The following is a 17,588-nucleotide window of genomic DNA, read 5'->3' on the forward strand; positions in this document are numbered from 1 at the left end:
CGGAGCGCTAAGAACTACTTAAAGGAGACAAGTATGAAGAAGATTCTGTTGGAGAAATTCGCGCGCCGTGCAATGCTCGCGGCCGCTGCGTTTGGCCTGGGCATTACGCCGCTAGCCGCCATGGCGCAGCAACCCGCACCGCTAAAAATCGGCGTGCTCAGCGATATGTCGGGCATTGTGGTTGACCTGTCGGGGCCGGGTTCAGTGGTGGCGGCCAAGATGGCGATCGAGGACGCGGGCGGCAAGGTACTTGGCCGCCCCATTGAGCTGCTGCAAGGTGATCACCTCAACAAACCAGACACCGGCTTGACAATGGCGCGCCAGTGGTATGACAACGATGTGCGCGCCATCTTTGACATCGGCATCACCACCGTGGCATTGGGCATGCAGGATCTGGCTCGCGAGAAAAATCGCATCGTTGTCTACGGTAGTTCAGCCAGTTCCGATCTCACCGGAAAAAACTGCTCTCCTAACGGCATCCATTGGACCTATAACTCCTATGCGCAGGCCTACGGCGCAATCAAGGGCGCTCTGGCCGCTGGTGGCAAAACTTGGTATTTCATTACCGTGGACTACACCTACGGCAAGAACGTGCAGCGCGACGCCACCGCCATTATTGAAAAAGGGGGCGGCAAGGTCATTGGTTCCACCACACACCCGTTTAGCAGCACTGAATTCTCGTCCCAACTGTTGCAGGCTCAGGCCTCCAAGGCGGATGTGATTGCCCTGGCCACCACCACCGCTCACGCCGCTGCCATGATCAAGCAGGCGGATGAGTTCGGCGTGCGGGCACGCGGGCAGAAGCTGGCGCCGTTGAGTCTGGTTCTCAACGACGTCAAAGCCTTGGGCCTGAAACCGACACAAGACTTGTTCGTAACAGAGGCGTTCTACTGGGATCAGAACGACCAGACCCGGAAGTTTGCGAATAAGTACAAAGAGCGCTTCGGCAAGATGCCCAACATGATCCAGGCCGGCACATACAGCTCGGTCTCACACTATCTGAAGGCGGTCGCTGCTGCGGGTACGGACGATACGGCCGCTGTGCTGGCCAAGATGAAGAGTACGCCAGTCAATGACTTCATGACCAAGAACGGGTCGATCCGGGAGGACGGCCGCATGATGCGCGACTTCTACATCTTCCGGATCAAGAAACCTTCGGAGTCCAAAGGCGAGTGGGATCTGTATTCGCAGACGTCCATCGTACCTGCACTCGAAGTATTCCCACCGGTGGACAAGTCCGTGTGTTCGCTGGTGAAGTAAGCAGCGCGGGCATCATGAGTGAGTATTTGATCGAAACGCGCGGGCTGTGCAAACAGTTTGGCAATTTTCAGGCAGTCCGTAGCATCGATCTGCAGGTGAAGCGGGGCCATATCCATGCCTTGATTGGCCCCAATGGGGCCGGCAAGACCACCTGCTTCAATCTATTGACCAAGGCGCTGGAGCCGAGCGGCGGCAGTATCCACTACGACGGTCGTGACATCACGAAGCTGCCGCCTGCAAAAGTAGCCCTATTAGGCATGGTGCGTAGCTTCCAGATTTCAGCGATCTTTCCCACGTTGACCGTGAAGGACAACGTCCGCGTGGCACTGCAACGCAGGCAGGGGCGTTCCATGCAATTTTGGCAATCCGACCGGGTGCTCGCCTCATTGAATGAGCGTGCTATGGCTTTGCTGACTGACGTGGGACTGGCGTCGTTGGCAGAGCGCGTGGCGGGTGAATTGCCCTATGGCCGAAAGCGCGCGCTGGAGATCGCCACGACCTTGGCGCTAGAGCCGAAGATGCTGCTACTGGACGAGCCCACTGCGGGAATGGGCCTGGAGGATGTGCAAGCGATCGCCTCTTTGATCCGACGAGTATCTGAAGGGCGCACGGTGTTGATGGTGGAACACAACCTGGGTGTAGTGGCTGACCTCGCTGACCGCATCACGGTGCTTGCTGAAGGGCAGGTGTTGTCTGAGGGTACCTATGCCCAAGTCTCGAGCGATGAGCGTGTACGTGCAGCCTATATCGGGAAGAAAAAAAATGCAGCAACCTGAGCTCACCTTGGGCGGTGCGCACGTCGCGGACGCCGACCAAGCTTTGTGCGTACGCGACTTGCATGGCCACTACGGGCCTTCGCACGTACTGCATGGAATGGCCTTCGATGTACCTAGCGGCCAGGTCGTGACGCTGCTGGGCCGAAATGGCGCCGGAAAGACCACCACCATGCGCGCGTTGATCGGTTTGCTCACTCAGCGCACCGGTAGCGTCCGCGTCAACGGTCATGAAACGATTGGCTTGCCTCCTGAAAAAATTGCACCACTGGGCCTGGCTTACTGCCCGGAGGAGCGTGGGATTTTTGCGTCGCTCAGCGTGCAGGAAAACCTTATGCTGCCGCCAGTTCTGAGTCCCGGTGGCCTTTCTTCTCAGGAAGTATTGGCCCTGTTTCCAAGACTGGGCGAACGAGCGAACAGCCCGGGCACCAAACTTTCAGGTGGCGAGCAACAGATGCTGGCCATCGCCCGAATTCTGCGCACAGGTGCCCGCGTTTTATTACTGGACGAACCTACCGAAGGGCTGGCACCAGTCATTGTTGAACACATAGGCGAAGTGCTCGAAAACCTCAAGCAGCGCGGCTACACGATTCTGCTCGTGGAGCAGAACCTGGATTTCGCGATGTCGGTGGCGGACCGCCATTACGTCGTTGAGCATGGCCGGGTGGTAGACGCTTTTTCCAACGATTCGCTGCTGGCCGACCCGGACCAGTTGCAAGCCTACCTGGGCGTGTGAGGCTATGACCGACATCTTCGGAATTCCTTTTCCGGCTCTAGCTGGGCAGCTCACGCTGGGCCTGATCAATGGGGCTTTCTATGCCATGCTCAGCTTGGGGCTGACCGTGATCTTCGGCATGTTGCGGTTGATCAACTTTACGCATGGCGCGCAGTTCACTTTGGGTGCTTTCGGCGCTTGGGCTGCGATGCGGTACCTGCAAATTTCCTACTGGGGCGCGCTAATACTGGTTCCTCTGATCACGGCGGCGCTAGGCATGCTGACAGAGCGCGTGCTGCTGCGTCGTGTCTATCGGATGGATGAGCTTTACCAGCTGTTGCTTACCTTTGGGCTCGCTCTGATCATTGAAGGCCTTCTGTCGGTGTTGTATGGCTCCTCTGGCCTCCCATACGACAACCCCATGCCGGGCGGGATCGATCTGGGGTTCATGTTCCTGCCCTACTACAGGGCATGGATCATCATCGCATCGTTGCTGGTCTGCCTGGCTACGTGGCTCCTTATCGAGCGAACACGTCTTGGAGCTTATCTGCGCGCTGCCACCGAGTCCCCCCACTTGGTGCGCACTTTTGGCATCAACGTGCCGCGCATGATCACATTGACATACGGGTTCGGCGTTGCCTTGGCCGCTCTCGCGGGAGTGCTGGCCGCACCCATGGATCAGGTCAAACCCGCGATGGGATCGGGAATGATCATCACCGTGTTCGCCGTGGTGGTGATCGGTGGGATGGGCTCGATTGTCGGCTCGGTTGTGATTGGCTTTGCACTGGGGTTACTTGAGGCATTGACCAAGGTGTATTACCCGCCCGCTTCCAGCATGGTTATTTTTCTCATCATGACGCTGGTGATCCTGACTCGTCCCACCGGTTTGTTCGGAAAGCACGCATGACAAATTCCGAGCCTATCCTGAAGCAACGTGTGAACAACGGCCACCGCCCGAGGGAGTTTGCCCTGTTCGCGGGACTGCTGCTGGTGTTGATCGTGGCACCTTTGATGATCTACCCGATCTTCATGACCAAGTTGCTGTGTTTCGCGCTATTCGCAATGGCCTTCAATCTGTTAGTGGGGCAAACCGGGTTGCTTTCCTTCGGTCACGCCATGTTCTTTGGGGGTTCGGCCTATGTAGCCGCCTACGCTCTCAAGGAATGGCATCTTCCCACGGAAGTGGCCATCTTGCTGGGCGTTGTATTTGCCACTTTCATGGGATTGATCGTGGGCTTGATAGCGATTCGGCGCCACGGCATTTACTTCGCAATGATCACGCTGGCACTGGCGCAGATGTTCTTCTATATCTGTGTTGCGGCGCCGGCCACTGGAGGCGATGACGGCATCAGCTCGGTGCCGCGGCGTGCGCTGTTCTCAGTGATTGACATTGCAAACGATCGTGTTCTCTACTACTTCGTTCTGGTCTGCTTTTTTGCTTCATTTCTGGTCGTCTATCGCATCATGCATTCACCGTTCGGGCAGGTGCTTAGGGCGATCCGGGATAACGAAGCGCGGGCTGTTTCCCTGGGTTACCAGGTAGGGCGGTACAAGCTTTTGGCCTTCGTGCTTTCCGCTTCGTTAGCTGGCCTCGCCGGAGCACTCAAGGTGCTCGTGTTCCGGCTGGCGACGCTGGTTGACGTCTCCTGGACCACCTCTGGTGAAGTAATTCTCATGGCACTTATTGGCGGCATCGGAACAGTGATTGGCCCGCTCCTTGGCGCCGCCTTCATGCTGACGCTTCAAAGCTCTCTGCAGGGACTCGCGCAGTGGATGCCGGTTGCACAGGGAACGGTGTTCGTATTGGCTGTTCTGGTGCTGCCACGCGGTATAGCCGGTACGTTCCGCGCCCTGCGCGAGCGCTCCCGGATGAAAGCTTCGGGACGAACCGCGGACGAAGGGGTGTCGCCGAACTAATCGACTGTTCATGCCCTGTTTATCACTGACGACGGTTCGAGTGCGGCGCAACCGTCAGGCCTCACAAAAGAAAAGGAGATGAAAATGAAATGCGTGCATCTGCAAGGATTCCGGTCGTTATTGCAATTGGTTGAAAAACCCACCCCGGTGCCCACGGGCACGGAAGTGCTGCTCAAGGTTCTTGGTGCGGGCGTCTGCCATAGCGATGCTCACATCTGGGAAGGTCAATACGATCTCGGCGGTGGACGCACCATGTCCATGGCTGAGCGCATCAAGTTTCCCTTGGTGATGGGGCACGAGACCTCTGGTGAAGTGGTGGGTCTTGGCCCACAGGCGCAAGGCGTTTCCTTGGGCTCCAGATACGCGGTGTGCAGCTGGATCGGCTGCGGCGACTGCCGCTTCTGCAAGATTGGTGATGAGCACCTATGCGTGGCACCTCGCTTTTTGGGCGTCAACCGCGATGGCGGATATGCGGACCACATCCTGGTGCCCGACGGGCGTTATCTGATCGATATCGGCGACCTCGATCCTGTGGCTGCTGCACCCCTCGTATGCTCCGGACTCACCACCTATAGCGCGCTCAAGAAAGCCGGTCCGGTGCTGCAGCAAGACCGCATCGTGGTGATTGGCGCAGGTGGCCTGGGTTTGATGGCATTGAACCTCTTGCGCATTCTGGGCGTACCGGGAGCGGTGGTAGTTGAGCCCAATGCTGAGAAGCGCCAGGCAGCGCTGGAAGCCGGCGCTTTGGCTGCCATTGACCCCGGCGCCACGGATGCTGCACAACAGGTGCGCAACGCTTTGGGAAATCCGGTGAGCTTCGTGCTGGATCTGGTAGGCAGCGCCGAGTCAGCTTCGCTGGGGTATGAACTTCTTGATCGCGTGGGCAAGATGGTCGTGGTGGGCTTGTTTGGGGGCGCGATGGAGCTCTCCGTGCCGCTGCTGCCCATGCGGGCGGTCACTCTTCAGGGGAGCTACATCGGCAGTCCCGCCGAGTTGCGCGAGCTGATTGAGCTGGTGCGCAAGAGCGGTGGCCTCGCGGTGCGCGTGGATCGTCGTCCGCTGGCCGAGGCCGATCAGGCCCTGCAGGACCTTCGCGCCGGGCGAGTGGTAGGCCGCGTTGTGCTGGTACCTTGAATTCAGCGGAGGACTTGGCCATGGCCTTACACCCCTTCATAGATAAGATGCTGGAGGCCGCGCGCGCTTCCGGCCGCCCCGCTCTCGGTGCCGGCACGCCAGCCGATGCGCGCGCCTTGCTGGCGACCTCGCGCGACGCGCTGGGCCCTGGTCCAGTCGGCGTAAGCATGGAGGAGCTGCAGGTACCCACGCGTGCTGGCTCGGTGCCCGCTCGTTGCTACAAACCCGGCGCTGAGTCACAGGGGCTGGTGCTGTACCTGCACGGCGGTGGTTGGGTTTGCGGTGCACTGGAGGATTTTGATTCTCTGGCGCGCTTGTTGGCCGAGGAGAGCGGTTGTACCGTGCTCATGCTCGACTATCGGCTTGCACCCGAGCATCCATTTCCGGCCGGGCTTGAAGACTCCGAGGATGCGTTGCTGTGGATTCAGCGAGACGGCATGCAGCAACTGCTGGGTCGGGGCGTCCCGCTCATCGTGTCTGGAGATAGCGCGGGTGGCAACCTGGGCATCGCCGCAGTCAGGGCGACGATTGGGCGTGTCGATGTAGCGTTGCAGGCCTATTTTTACCCGGTCACAGACTGCGACTTGGAGCGCCATAGCTATAAAAATTACAGCGAAGGTATGCCCCTGCTCAGCAGTGATATGCGCTGGTTCTTCGAGCACTATGCGCCGCCGACGCTCTGGAGCGATCCGCGCATATCGGTGTTGCGTGGGGTCGTGGCGGGTACCCCCCCTACCTGGATCGCGACGGCCGAGTATGACGTTCTACGGGATGAAGGTGAAGCTTATGCCGAACGCTTACGCGTTGCCGGCATACGTGTGGAGCTCCACCGTGTACAAGGCCTGACGCATGGCTTCGTGCGTCTTTTCAACCTGGTTGATACCGCGCGCACCGCTGTGCTGAGCGCCGCGCTCGCGATGGCTACAGCCTGTAAAGCCTGAAACTGCTCGACAAAAGAGAACCATGATGTCAGAAGAAAAGAAGATCCAGGAATACGATGCGCTCGTGGTTGGTGCGGGTTTTGCAGGTCTGTACTTGCTTCACCGCTTGCGGGCGCTGGGTATGCGAGTGAAAGTGTTCGAAGCTGGCGATGACGTAGGTGGCACATGGTACTGGAATCGCTACCCCGGTGCACGCTGTGACGTGGAGAGCCTGGAGTACTCGTTTTCGTTTTCCGAGGAGCTTCAGCAAGAATGGAAATGGTCTGAGCGCTATGCAGGCCAGGGCGAAATCCTTCGCTACCTTCAACACGTCGCTGACCGCTTCAATTTGCGTCGAGACGTGATGTTTGACACCCGTGTGGCGAGCGCGCGTTTCGCGCCGGCCAAGAACGAGTGGACGCTGAAGACCGAGGCTGGCGAGGAGTTTCGGGCCCGCTTTTGCATTATGGCCACCGGCAATCTTTCCAAGGCGAGCGTTCCCAATATTCCAGGCATTGAGAGTTTTCAGGGGCGGTGGTTTCACACCAGCGCGTGGCCGAAAGATCCGGTTGATTTCTCCGGTCTGCGAGTGGGCGTGGTGGGCACTGGATCCACCGGTATCCAGGTGATCCCCAGGATCGCCGAACAAGCTCAGCATCTTTATGTTTTCCAGCGGACGGCCAACTACTGCATTCCGCTGCGCAATGGCCCGCAGGACGCGAACGTTGAACGAGAATCCAAAGGGCGCTACACCGCGTTACGCAAGCAAGCGCGGGAGAGCCCCTCTGGTGTTGCGGGATTCAACGTTCCCACGCAATCCGTGCTGGAAGTTCAACCCGAGGAGCGCGACGCTGCTTTCGAGCGGCGCTGGAACTGGGGTGGTATCGGCCTGACGCGTGCGTTTAACGATGTGTTGTTTAACGCCAAATCCAATCAAATCACCTCCGAATACGTGAAGCGGAAAATGCGCGAGGTGGTCAAGGATCCGAAGGTGGCTGATGCACTGACACCGACCTACCCCATCGGCACTAAACGACTGTGCGCTGACACGGGTTACTTTCAGACTTTCAACCGAGACAACGTCACCCTGGTCGACATTCGCCGCTCACCCATCAGCGCGATGGGGCCGTCCAGCGTGCAAACACAAGACGCCACCTACGAGGTCGATGCTCTGGTGTTCGCTACGGGCTTCGATGCGATGACCGGAACTTTACTGGCCATCGATATCGGTGTAGAAGACGGCCCCACGCTCAAATCACTGTGGGCGGACGGGCCTCATGCCTATCTTGGCCTTATGGTGGCAGGGTTGCCCAATCTTTTCATGGTGACCGGTCCCGGGAGTCCTTCCGTGCTTAGCAATGTGGTGGTTTCTATCGAGCAGCACGTGGAATGGATCACGGATTGCCTTGGTCATATGCAAGCCCTTGGTCTGCATTGCATCGAAGCGTTACCTGAGGCACAAGAAGCTTGGTGTGAGCATGTGAACGAGGTCGCTGGTCGCTCGCTGCTGGCTCAAGCCTCTTCCTGGTACACCGGGGCCAACATACCGGGCAAGCCGCGCGGGTTCATCCCCTACATGGGAGGTGTGGGTGCGTTCCGCGCGCACTGTGACGAAGTGGCACGCAACAACTATCAGGGCTTTGTACTTGGTACGACGCATGCCATCTCGCGCACGCTAGCTCACAAAGGTGAGTAGGGTCTGGCTCTGGCAAAAAAAGCGTCGACTCTATTCGTCAGAACTCGTCGCTCTTAGAACGGCGCCCTGGGACTTCTACCCCCTTAGCGTTGAGCCTGTGTATTTGCACTTCGATCACATTGGTATCGAAGTGCTGGTGGAACACGTTCTCCAAACACCACAACCGCCTTCCTTTTGAGATGGAGCGCTCATGACTTACCAGACCATTTTGTTCGAACGCATTGGCCGAGTCGCAAAGATCACGATCAACCGACCCGAAGCCATGAATGCCATCAACGTGCAGGCTTGGAATGATCTAGGCAATGCGTTTGAGCGCTTTGTAGCCGACGAAGACTTATGGGCCGCAGTACTCACGGGAGCCGGTGACCGATGTTTTTGTGCAGGGGCTGACCTCAAGGAAGTGGCGTCAGGGGTTCTTCTTCAGCAGACGGAGCAGATGCAGCGTTGGGGTTTTGCCGGGTTGGTCAAACAGTATGCGGACAAGCCGGTCATTGCTGCAGTTAATGGACATGCACTGGGTGGTGGGACGGAGTTGGCGCTGTTTAGCGACATAGTCATTGCCTCACGCACCGCCAACTTCGGATTACCTGAGGTCAAGCGCGGTCTAGTGGCTGCGGCTGGCGGCCTACTACGGTTGCCGCGGCAGATCCCTTTGAAAGTGGCCATGCAACATATCCTGACTGGCGACCCGATGAGTGCAGAGAAGGCACTGCGCTGGGGGCTTATCAACGAAGTGGTTGAGCCAGGGGAGGTGGTCGCTACGGCACTTGCATTAGCCCAGCGCATTTGCGAGAACTCGCCCATCGCAGTGCGAGCCAGCAAGGACATTATCCATCGCTCGCTAATGTCCGACCTGGAGGCGGATGGCGACGCGTGGCGCATCAGCGCAGAAGGCGCAGCGCGCAATCGAGCCAGCGCGGACGCCATCGAGGGCCCTCGTGCTTTTGCGGAGAAGCGAGCACCGGTCTGGACAGGGCGTTGAGAAATGAAATCAACCTCACAAGATCAACCTATCCTGGTCGGAGTTGGACAGTTCTGCGAACGCATCGGCGAACTCGACTACGGTCAGAGGTCACCTGTGGATATTGCCGCTATGGCAGCACACGCTGCGGTGGATGACGCCTTGGGGTTAGTGCGTTTGGCTCCTCACATTGATGTCGTGGCAACCACGCGCACTTTCGACGACTCGCGTGGGCTGCCGGCCCCATTTGGTGGGAGTAGAAACTTCCCCCGTTCCGTGGCCGATCGACTGGGACTCAAACCACGTCTTTGCTTATGGGAGAGAGCTGGCGGTGACACGCCTCAAACACTGGTCAATGAGTTCTGCGAACGCATCGCGCGTCGAGATGCTCGCATGGTTCTGCTAGCTGGCGGAGAGGCAATCTCTACCGTGCGCCACTTGCTCAAACAAGGAATCCGGCTCGATTGGAACGAGTCACCCGCTGGTGACGTCGAGGACCACGGCCCCGCGGTTGGAAGCCTCATCACCGAATACAACCGAAAGCACGGGCTGTTGGGCGCGCCGCTTACCTATGGCCTGCTTGAGAATGCGAGGCGCGCCACTCTCGGCTTCACCCGTGAGGACTACATGCTGCAGATGGGACGGCTTTTGGCGCCCTTTACCAAGGTGGCCGCTGCCAATCCTTATAGCGCTTTTGTGCAAACGGAACAGGCACCGGAACAGATTGCAACCGGGAGCACGCGTAACCGCCTAGTGTGCGACCCTTACCTTCTGAGCATGGTTGCAAAGGATCAAGTTAACCAAGGTGCAGCACTGCTGCTCACTTCCACTAGGGTTGCATCAGAGCTGGGCATCTCATCGGAGCGATGGATCTATTTACACGGTTACGCGCAACTCGCTGAGCGCGAGGTGATGGAGCGCCAAGACCTTGGAGCCTCGCCAGCTGCCCGCATGACTGCTCATGCGGCCATCGAGCAAGCGGGCATTGATGTGACGTCATGCAAATATTTCGACTTCTACAGTTGTTTTCCAATCGCTGTTTCCAGCATCGCCTGCGACGGTCTTGGCCTCGAATTCGAGGACCAGCGTGGACTCACGGTCACCGGAGGGTTGCCATATTTTGGCGGGCCGGGGAATAACTACTCGATGCATGCGATAGCGGAACTCTTGGGTCGTTTGCGTTTGGACAGGCAAGCTTATGGCTTTATTGGTGCCAATGGCGGTTATTTGTCTAAGCATGCAGCCGGAATCTACTCAGCCCGACCTGCGCCATGGCATGAGTGCAGCAGCACGGCTATGCAGGATCAAATTGACGCTCTACCAGCGCCTTCACGGGCAGTTCGGCCTCAAGGGCCGGCAGTGATCGAAAGCTTCACCGCGCGCTATGAAGGTGGCCAGCCCACAGCGTTCATCGCTGCGGCACGGATGGTCGATGACGGAACGCGCTGCCTTGCGACAGTAGAGGGGAATGGTGCATTGATCGCAGCCTTGCTGCATGGCGAGCCGATCGGGCGGCGCATCGAGGTGAGTTGCCAGTCCGGTGGAGTCAACACCATTGATCAACAGGAGGTGACATGACGGAAGTTGCAAAAACTAGCACCAGGCCGGACATGACGGCGCTGTTCACACCGCCACGGTCCATTGTGATGTACGGGGCATCCGATAGCTCGCAGTGGTCACGGTCCATCTTTGCATCCATTCGCGCCTACGGCTTTGAAGGTCCGATATATGCAGTTAACCAGCGTGGCGCACCGGCACACGGTCTGCCGGGGTTTACCAGTGCACTTGCTATCCCTGAGCCCGTGGATATGGGCTATGTTTTCGTACCATCTTCAGCAGTCGTCGGTGCTCTGGAAGACTTGGCTGACGCCGGCATCCGCACCGTCGTCATTCTCAGTTCCGGCTTCTCCGAGGTCGGAGAGGAAGGTAAAGCTCTGCAGGAAGCGGTTGTCGAGGTGGCACGGCGCCGTGACATCACCTTCATGGGCCCCAATAGCCTGGGCTTTGCTCATGTCGCTAATCGATGGGCGCTGGCCGCGCTTCCTCCTCCGCAGCCGCTGCTGAGTGGCCACGTCGCGGTAATCTCGCAAAGTGGAGCGATCTGCTCCGAGATTGCAGACTACGCTGTTCAGCAGGGAATAGGTCTGAGTTTTATCTGCGCTGTAGGCAATGAAGCCATGGTGGATGTCGCCGCTGTGATTGAAGCACTAGCGGACGACCCGAGCACACGTTCCATCGCATTGTTCGTCGAATCGATCCGCAACCCGGCCGACTTCGCTCGTGCTGCCGAAATCGCACGACTTAAGGCAAAGCCGGTGGTGGTGTTCAAGGTGGGTGCTAGCGACATGGGCGCAGCGGTCGCACAAGCACACACTGGCTCGCTGGTGGGCAATGATCAGGTGTTCGATGCCGCTTGCGAACGGCACGCAATTGTGCGCGTGGAGAGTGTGGAAGATCTGGTCACTACTGCAGGCTTGTTGGCACACACTGGCGTAATCGAAAAACCAGGGGTGGCTTTGGTTTCACTGTCGGGCGGCGGCTGCGGCGTGGTTGCAGACTACGCCGACAAGCTGGGCATTCCCATGCCCGCCTTTTCAGCAGAAACCGTGCAGAAGTTGCGCTGCGACTTACCTGATTTCGCTGCGACGCTCAATCCCTTTGACATCACCGGTGCCGCGATTCGCAACCCGCAGCTTTTCGTATCCTGTTTGCGCGCGGTTGGTTCAGATCCTTCCATCGGTCTGGTGATTGCTGGCTACAGCCTGTTTAGCGACGAGACGCGCCTGACTCCTCGTCTCCCGCTCGTGACGGCTATCGGAGAGGGGTTGCGTGAGCTCGGCTCGCGAGGAATTCTTTCCTCCTCCGCAGTGCGTCCGTATACCGGGGCAGGCTTGGAGGTCTTGCGTGAACATGGCATTCGTGGAGCTTTCGGTGGTCTGGCCGCTACCTTGCGTGCGGTCAAGAAGGCCCTGTGGTGGTCAGCACGCGTTCGACAAACCGCGACAGTCATGCAGAGAATGGCGATTAGTGCCCAGGTGTCGCCCAGACTCGTGCACGAACGCGATGTTTTGCTCCACCTGTCTCATCACGGAGTGCCGGTAATTCCTGCCATCGTGGTCCAGTCACCTGAACAGGCTCTGGCAGCACAAAGGGACCTGAATGGGCCAGTGGCGCTCAAGATCCTTTCGCCCGACATCGCGCACAAGACGGAGGTGGGAGGGGTGCGCTTGAATGTGACTGCCCAGAAAGTGGCTAAGGTTTACGAAGAGCTGGTGGCGGAAGTACGTAGCAAGGCACCCTCCGCTCGGCTCGAAGGCGTGATCGTCTCGCCTATGCGCGATGCGGGCTTGGAGCTTTTCGTCAGCGTGACGACAGACGCGCAGTGGGGCCCGGTATTGACATTAGGTCTAGGTGGCGTGTGGATAGAAGTGCTGCGCGATTGCGCATTGCGCTTGTTGCCCGTGACTCCGGAGCAAGTTCGCGACATGCTCGGCGAGCTACGTGGTGCACGCCTGCTTCACGGTTGGCGCGGAGCACCGGCAGCCGATCTGGATGCACTGACTAAAGTCATCGCTTGCATAGGAGACGCGGCGCTTGCGCTTGGGCCAAAGCTTTCTGTACTTGAAGTCAACCCTCTTCGCGTAGGGAGCGATGGGGCGGAAGCCCTTGATGGACTCGCGATCTGGAAAGATGAAGATGACAGCTGCAACTAGCAAAGGTATGGCCCGCGCCGATGCCGAGAAACATGCCGAACTGGACTTGCTTCGAACGAGCCTACGTCGACTCTTTGAGCGCCATTGGTCGGCCGATATGGCGGGCAATGGCGGTACGCCTGAGCAGCGTCAGGCGGTGTGGCGTGCACTGCTGGAGGTAGGCTTAGGAACTTTAGGTAGCCTCGATGACGCCAGCGCTGGTGGCTGGCAAGAGCTACTTCTAACCATGGAGGAGCTTGGGCGCGCTGCCTGTCCGGCACCGATGGCCGCGCTGGCTCTTTCCAACGAGCTTCTGTCGTCCTGCGAGGTAGCTCAGCCCATGCTGGATGTGATGCGCAGCGGCGCTGTTCAAGCTGCGTTCAGCCTGGGATCGCATGACGGCGACGCGGATGCTGGTCGTGCCTGCTGGGAAGGAAGAGCCGTCTCGGGCAGCTTGCGTTATGTCGAGGCATTGTTGGACGCCACCCAATTGGTGGTGCTGGCTCTGGACGGGGATACCACTGTCGCTGTAGTGGTGATCCTTGACGGTTTGCCCGTGTCGTCCTTGCCCGGGCTGGCCGTACCTCCGTTGGGCGCAATCGCTTTCGAGGAGGTGAGCGCCACGCGCATAGACGTCGATTCGAACCGCGTTGCTGATCTTGGACTCTCGGCGCGCTTGCTGCTATTGGCACGCGCCTATGGGGCTGCACGACGGATGTTCGATCTCGCTGTAGAGCATGCAGGTTTGCGGGAACAGTTTGGTAAGCCTATCGGAAGCTTTCAGGCCGTTCAGCACAAGCTGGCAAACGCCTACATCACGCTCGAAGCCATCAGCGCAATGCTGCGCGGCATAGGTCAATGGCGCGATGCGGGTCAGCCAGTTTGGCGCATGGCGGCCCTGTCCGCGCTGGCTGCTGCAGGCGCCACGTTGCGGCAGGTTGCGCTTGATGCACACCAGGTGCTCGGCGCTGTAGGCTATGACGAATCACACGAGCTTCCACGTCATTTTCGGCGGGTACATGCAGATTTGGCACGACACGGCGGTGTGCGTAGAGCCGAGCGTGAGTTGGCTGACCGGTTGATCGATCAAAGCAGCGCACTACCGGATACGCCGCTGGGCGAGTCTGGTGAGCGCTTTCGCTGTGAAGTTCGGAAATGGCTTGAGCAGCACTGGAGTGCCGAGCGAAAGGCCGCGCATGATGAGCTGCCTTACCTCGAGCGTGCGCACCACCCCGAGTTCGAACGCGCCTTGGGCGCTGAGGGCTGGTTGGGGATCGCCTGGCCGAAGGAGCACGGCGGCCAAGCGCGTACCCCCCAAGAACAGCTTGCTTATATTCAGGAGCTGGAGTACGCGGATGCCCCGGGACAGCGCATGTCTCTACAGGCGCCAGCCTTGATGCGCTGGGGTACGACCAAGCAACAGATTTTCTATCTGCCACGCCTGCTGCGGGGTGAAATCCGCATCTGCCTGGGTTACAGCGAAGCAGGTGCGGGCTCAGATCTTTCCGCGCTCACCACAAGCGCCGTACTCGACGGTGATGAATGGGTCATCAATGGAGAAAAGCTCTGGAGCACCCATGCCACCTTTTCAGATTATGTGTGGCTGGCAGTACGCACCGACCCGCAGGCTAAACCCCGGCATGCCGGGATCAGCATGTTTCTCGTTCCTCTGAAGGACTACCCCGGTGTATCTATTCGTCCTGGTATGGCTATGTACAGCCGGCCATTTAGCACCATCCGATTCGAGAATGTGCGCGTGCCGCGCGAGGCTTTGGTGGGACCTCTCAACGGTGGCTGGAGGATTCTGACTGGGGCACTGGCAGAGGAACGGATCCAGATGGGCAGCGTGGTATTTCGCTGCCGCCGAGTTTTTGACGCGATGGTCGCGCAAATTAGGAAAACGTCTGACTTGGCAAACAAAGATGACCTACGCTCACGCGTTGGCGCGTTAGCCGCGAAGGTGGAAGCTGCACGAGCGCTTCTGGCCAATAGCATCGAAGGAGATGTCATTGCCGACCAGTCGGCTCATGCAGCAGCTATGAGCAAAGTGTATTCCGCCGATTTAATGCAGCAGTTGGGTGAAGCATCGTTAGATCTGCTTGGTATGCAAGCCACGCTCGCATGGTCGGCGGAAGGCAACCTGCTTAACGGTGAGCTGGAGCAGCTCTTGCGCCATTCACTGATGTACACCATCGGCGGTGGCACGCAGGAGATCCAGCGGAATCTGATCGCTACGCGCGGGTTGGGCCTGAATCGCAAGGCCGAACGCCTCAACTGAGTGCGCTATCTCAGAAAACACTTTATTGCATGTGAATAAGACGATCTCCGGCTTTGTTGCGGCGGTCATAAGTAGTTTTTTAAGGAGACGATGATGTCGAAACTGAACCTGCGGCGCTACGGAATACTGGCTTTTGCTTCTGTCTTTTGCATGACGAATGTCCAAGCGGATCAATTTCCTTCCAAGTCAATACGCATCATTACTCCGGGCCCGCCCGGCGGAATTACCGATGGCACCTTGCGGGTACTCGCTGCCGAATTGACACGAGCCTGGGGCCAAACCGTGATCGTGGACAACAAACCCGGCGGGACAGGATTGATCGCTCTTCAAGCACTGATGGCTGCACCGAACGATGGCCACGTCCTGGGTATGCAGGTCTCTGGATTTATGAGTGTGCTACCACTGGCTCATGGCTCACGATACGCTCCACTGGAAGCAGCCACGCCTATCAGCTTCCTGTCTGAGTACCCATTGGTTCTGGCCACTGCGTCGTCGAGCCCTTTCAATACCTGGAAGGAGTTCGTCGACTGGAGTAAGCGCACAGGCGCGAAGCCGTCCTACGGGACCAGTGGAGTCGGCGGTACGACGCACATGGCGGGCGTTCAGATCAAGCGCAGTACCGGCGTTGACTTGCAGGACATCCCTTACAAAGGGGACAGCCCGATGATCACCGACGTGATCGGCAAGCAAATCCCGTTGGGAATGCCCGTCATAGGCTCGGCTCTTCCGATGATCCGAGGGGGGCAGCTTAAAGGCATTGCGGTTGTTTCGACTACACGGGTGCCGTTCGCACCGGACATCGCTACGCTCAAAGAGCAGGGAGTAGACGTGGTTTTTGCACCTTGGAACTATCTTCAGGGACCTGCTCAAATGGACCCCAGTGTAGTGTCTCGTATCGCGCGAGACGTGGCCACCGCCATGAACAGCAAGGCAGTGAAAGACTTCTATCAGTCCAATGCGCTGATCTGGAAGGACATGAGCCGCGAACAGTTAATGAGCTTGATAAGAACCGATACGGAGACAGGGCAAAGCATCATTCGCGAACTCAATATTCCAGTGAAATGAAATCCAGTGAGGAACGTTGTATGAAAAACCGAGTTTGCAAGCTTGTAGGCTGCGAGTTTCCGCTGTTTGCGTTCAGTCACTGTCGTGATGTTGTAGCTGCTGTTAGTCGTGCTGGGGGTTTCGGCGTGTTCGGCGCAAGCAGTTGCACGCCGGAGGAGCTTGATATTGAGTTGCGCTGGATTGATGATCATGTCGATGGAAAGCCGTATGGTGTCGATGTGCTCATCCCTGAGAACATGGGCTCCGCCGTACTGACTCAGACGACCAAAGAGCAACTGATGGACCAGATATCGCCGGAGCATCGGCGCTTTGTCGTCGAACTGCTCGCCAAGCACGGTATTGCCGCGACGCCAGACGAGGTCGTGCGCGATATGCTGCCAACCCTACTACCCCAGATTAGCGAACAACTTCTTGATGTGGCTTTCCGGCACCCGATTCGGTTGATTGCCAACGCGTTGGGTATTGCGCCTGCTTCCATGATTTCTCGGGCCAAGGTACACGGAGTTCCTGTGGCTTCACTTGTCGGAGCAAAGGAGCATGCGCTAAGACAGGTGCAGGCGGGCGTCGACATTATTGTGGCCCAGGGCGGTGAAGCCGGAGGCCATTGCGGCGAAGTTTCTACGCTGGTGCTCGTTCCCGAGGTGGTCCGGGCTGTCAAGGCGGTGCGCGACGTTCCCGTGCTGGCGGCGGGGGGCATCATGACAGGAGCTCAAATGGCTGGTTGTATGGCGATGGGCGCCGACGGCGCCTGGACTGGATCGGTATGGCTTTCTACCACCGAGGCCGAGACCACCGAAGCCATTCGCGAAAAAATTGTACGAGCCAGCTCACGTGATACTGTGCGCTCCAGAAGCCGCACCGGCAAGCCCGCCCGCCAACTTCGCTCCGCTTGGCATGACGCCTGGGACGGTGACTCCAGTCCCGGCGCCCTGCCGATGCCTCTCATGGGCATGGTGTCTCAGGCAGCTTTCAAGAAGATCAACAAAGCGGTGGAGGGCGGTAACCAGCACGCACTGCCTCTTGTGAGTTACTTCGTGGGTCAGGGCGTCGGATTGGTCGAAAACGTGCTGAGCGCTACCCAAGTAGTTCAGTCATTCAAAGAAGAGTTTGCCGAGGCGTTTTTGGCGTTGGAGGCACAGGTGGCGGGTGCGGATGACTGACGCACTAGCTCGATGCG

General features: G+C 58.5%; 14 protein-coding genes. All 14 read left to right on the plus strand.

Annotation, left to right across the window (positions count from 1 at the left end; all coding sequences use genetic code 11):
* The first annotated feature begins 33 nt into the window (after positions 1-33).
* Positions 34-1,260 carry an ABC transporter substrate-binding protein gene (locus G518_RS0114595; protein ID WP_169457950.1) on the plus strand — a complete coding sequence of 409 codons (1,227 nt, stop codon included), beginning with the start codon at positions 34-36 and terminating at the stop codon, positions 1,258-1,260.
* Between the two features lie 14 nt (positions 1,261-1,274).
* Positions 1,275-2,036, plus strand: coding sequence for an ABC transporter ATP-binding protein (locus tag G518_RS0114600; RefSeq protein ID WP_036594766.1), 762 nt, complete (start codon positions 1,275-1,277; stop codon positions 2,034-2,036).
* The gene (locus tag G518_RS0114605) at positions 2,023-2,769 is read left to right on the plus strand and encodes an ABC transporter ATP-binding protein (RefSeq protein WP_051236704.1); all 747 of its coding nucleotides are present in this window, start codon (positions 2,023-2,025) and stop codon (positions 2,767-2,769) included. Before G518_RS0114600 ends, G518_RS0114605 begins: the two co-directional genes overlap by 14 nt.
* A gap of 4 nt (positions 2,770-2,773) precedes the next feature.
* Complete coding sequence (locus G518_RS0114610) at positions 2,774-3,655, plus strand: branched-chain amino acid ABC transporter permease (protein WP_028603187.1); 882 nt, start codon at positions 2,774-2,776, stop codon at positions 3,653-3,655.
* Positions 3,652-4,665 carry a branched-chain amino acid ABC transporter permease gene (locus G518_RS0114615; protein WP_028603188.1) on the plus strand — a complete coding sequence of 338 codons (1,014 nt, stop codon included), beginning with the start codon at positions 3,652-3,654 and terminating at the stop codon, positions 4,663-4,665. Before G518_RS0114610 ends, G518_RS0114615 begins: the two co-directional genes overlap by 4 nt.
* An 84-nt stretch (positions 4,666-4,749) precedes the next feature.
* On the plus strand, positions 4,750-5,799 hold the full coding sequence (locus G518_RS0114620; protein WP_028603189.1) for an alcohol dehydrogenase: 1,050 nt from the start codon (positions 4,750-4,752) through the stop codon (positions 5,797-5,799).
* 20 nt (positions 5,800-5,819) lie between these two features.
* Entirely contained in the window at positions 5,820-6,740 is a 921-nt protein-coding gene (locus tag G518_RS35245) for an alpha/beta hydrolase (RefSeq protein ID WP_051236706.1), read from the plus strand.
* A 25-nt stretch (positions 6,741-6,765) separates the two neighbouring features.
* Positions 6,766-8,415: a flavin-containing monooxygenase gene (locus tag G518_RS35250; protein ID WP_156909405.1), complete on the plus strand. Its 1,650-nt coding sequence runs from the start codon at positions 6,766-6,768 to the stop codon at positions 8,413-8,415.
* A 190-nt stretch (positions 8,416-8,605) separates the two neighbouring features.
* Positions 8,606-9,397, plus strand: coding sequence for a crotonase/enoyl-CoA hydratase family protein (locus G518_RS0114635; protein WP_028603190.1), 792 nt, complete (start codon positions 8,606-8,608; stop codon positions 9,395-9,397).
* A gap of 3 nt (positions 9,398-9,400) precedes the next feature.
* Entirely contained in the window at positions 9,401-10,954 is a 1,554-nt protein-coding gene (locus tag G518_RS35255) for a hypothetical protein (RefSeq protein WP_051236708.1), read from the plus strand.
* A complete protein-coding gene (locus G518_RS0114645) occupies positions 10,951-13,089 on the plus strand; it encodes an acetate--CoA ligase family protein (protein WP_051236709.1) in 2,139 nt (712 codons plus the stop codon). The genes G518_RS35255 and G518_RS0114645 overlap by 4 nt, the downstream gene beginning before the upstream one ends.
* Entirely contained in the window at positions 13,073-15,346 is a 2,274-nt protein-coding gene (locus G518_RS0114650; protein ID WP_051236712.1) for an acyl-CoA dehydrogenase family protein, read from the plus strand. The genes G518_RS0114645 and G518_RS0114650 overlap by 17 nt, the downstream gene beginning before the upstream one ends.
* Before the next feature lie 93 nt (positions 15,347-15,439).
* Complete coding sequence (locus tag G518_RS0114655; RefSeq protein WP_028603193.1) at positions 15,440-16,411, plus strand: Bug family tripartite tricarboxylate transporter substrate binding protein; 972 nt, start codon at positions 15,440-15,442, stop codon at positions 16,409-16,411.
* 20 nt (positions 16,412-16,431) lie between these two features.
* A complete protein-coding gene (locus G518_RS0114660) occupies positions 16,432-17,571 on the plus strand; it encodes a nitronate monooxygenase (protein WP_028603194.1) in 1,140 nt (379 codons plus the stop codon).
* Positions 17,572-17,588 lie beyond the last annotated feature (17 nt).

It is taken from the genome of Ottowia thiooxydans DSM 14619 (assembly GCF_000422885.1).
Lineage (GTDB): Bacteria > Pseudomonadota > Gammaproteobacteria > Burkholderiales > Burkholderiaceae_C > Ottowia > Ottowia thiooxydans.